Origin of the sequence: 'Chrysanthemum coronarium' phytoplasma (assembly GCF_000744065.1) — a bacterium.
Classification (GTDB): Bacteria; Bacillota_I; Bacilli_A; order Acholeplasmatales; family Acholeplasmataceae; genus Phytoplasma; species Phytoplasma asteris.
The window spans coordinates 1-2,166 of the sequence record NZ_BBIY01000077.1 but is presented as its reverse complement, the minus strand read 5'-3'; the positions used below and the strand labels follow the sequence as shown (position 1 = coordinate 2,166).

At 28.1% G+C, this 2,166-nt stretch carries 1 protein-coding gene and 2 pseudogenes; all 3 read right to left on the bottom strand.

The genetic code is table 11. From position 1 onward, the window contains the following. Positions 1-495, bottom strand: a pseudogene (locus OYV_RS03515) (toprim domain-containing protein); the annotation flags it as partial. A gap of 11 nt (positions 496-506) precedes the next feature. Continuing rightward, positions 507-1,397 (bottom strand): annotated as a pseudogene (locus tag OYV_RS03510) (replicative DNA helicase); the annotation flags it as partial. Between the two features lie 330 nt (positions 1,398-1,727). Beyond that, the coding region (locus tag OYV_RS03505) for a DDE-type integrase/transposase/recombinase (RefSeq protein ID WP_042068314.1) at positions 1,728-2,166 on the bottom strand (439 nt) is incomplete at its 5' end.

Here is a 2,166-nt window from a genome sequence, read left to right as displayed (position 1 = left end):
ATTGTTTCGGTTGGAAATTAATAAATAATGATAATAATCGCGAATTTGGTTGAATAAGGGCGAAATATCTTTAAATAATTGTTTCTTTTTGATATTAATTTTCTGTTCGTCAATTGGTGGTTTTGGTTTCATTGAATGATATGGTTGTGGACAAGGGTTAGTAGTTATTTTCGTTGTTTCTTTTTCTTGTTGGCTTAAAGTTTTAAATTCGAAAGAATTCATAAATCCTTCTATTCTTTGAATCGCTTTAGAAAAAGATTTAATTTGACGGATAGTCATATAAACATCAATCAGATCGTAATCTTTTCCGCACTTCCAACAATGAATTTTGTTAGTAGAAGTGAAATGACAACAAGTAGGATTTTTTCCTTGATGAAGGGGACAAGGGAAACGGTGGTTGATGTTAAAATTTAGGGGTAAAATATTTAATTTTTTTAATAAAACCGACATGGGGAAATGAGTTTGGATGTGTTTGATTTTATCTTGATAATTCATTGATAAATTCCTTAATAACTTTCTAATGGATAAGGTAAAATATAACCAATTTCTTGGAAAGTTTGCGTGGTCATTTCAAGGTGATAAACTAAGTTTTTTTTCGTACCGCTTCGATTCTTTTTAATCGATAATTCAATGATTTTTTGAGATTCATTGTTTTTTGATGCTAAATATAATTGATTACAATTTTGATTATAGATATTTAAGGGTTTTTCTTGGTCTTTGGCTAGTTTGGGTTGGAATTCGGACATGATTAAAACAATATCAGAGTTAGTTTCAATGCCACCTGATCCTTTTAAAGCGGTGATTTCAGGGGATTTCCCTTGGTAACTACTGTAAGTGTCCCTTGAAAATTGAGATAAAATGATAATAACGATGTTTAATTCTATGGCTAATTGTTTGAGTTTCGTCATAATTTCATCAATGGCTAACCGATCATTTTCTAAATGATTACTAGCTTTAGTAATTTGAAGATGGTCAATGACGATGATTTCTACTTGTTTTTCTAAATGAAGGCGATAAACTAAATCAATGATATAATCTATTTTTTTACCTTGATCATAACTAAAGGATAAGTTAAGCTGGAAAAAGAATTGTTGAGCGTCATTCATCCTTTCCATGTAGGTATGTTGAGTGATGTTTGAGTCTTCCCAATTTTTAGCTAAAATAACATCTAAGGGAATTTGAGTTTGGTGGGCTAATAAACGACTTAAATTTTCTTCTAAGGTCATTTCATAAGAAAAAACTAAGAGATGAGGGTGATGATGAGTTTCTTGATACTTAGTTTTCGTAATATCTAAGAGTAAATTATAAACAAAAGTGGTTTTTCCTAATCCTGTATAACCGCCAATGGTGATGATTTGACCTTTTTTAAAGCCTTTCGTGGCTTGATTTAAGTGAGCTGTTCCGTTTTTTAATACAACTTTTTATTTTAAAATTGTTCTTTAAGACTAAAAATTAATAGATAATTTCATATCTTTTCAAACTAAAGAAATATTGTTTTCATTCAAAAAAGTGTCTAAACTTTTTTTGATAATTCTTTGGTTTCAAAAGATATTTTTTTAAATATTTTATCTTTACACTATCTAGTTAGGTAAAAAAAGTGAAAAACTCATCAACAAAATGAAAAGAAAATAATCTTTGATATCAATTTAACATTTTTCTTTACAAAAAGGCGCACTAAAGTAACCTTTTTCAAGGTTATATTATTTTATATTAATTCAACTAAAAATTTATCTCAGATTTTGAACATATTGAGATGGAGTTGAATGATTTAATTTGCTTAAAATCCACTTAGTATTCCAAAATTTCGGAAAATGATTGATTAATTTTTTCATTTTATCAGGAGATTTTTGAAATAAAAAAGGATTTTGATGTTGTAAAATTGTTTTCATTTGGCCAAAAAAGTTTTCAATAACGGCGTTATCACGAGGGGTAGCTTTTCTTGACATGCTGATTAAAAAACCTTTTTTTGTTAAAGTTTGTTGAATTTTGAGCGATTGATAAACTTTTCCTTGATCGGAGTGAATGATACAAGGTTCTTTTAATTTTGGAAGTTTTTTAATAGTATTTAAAACTAAATCTTTATTTTGTTGGTTTGAAGTGTGAGAAGCAATGATTTGGTTATTAAAAGAGTCGATAATACAAGAAAAATAGAGAAAACCTTGAATA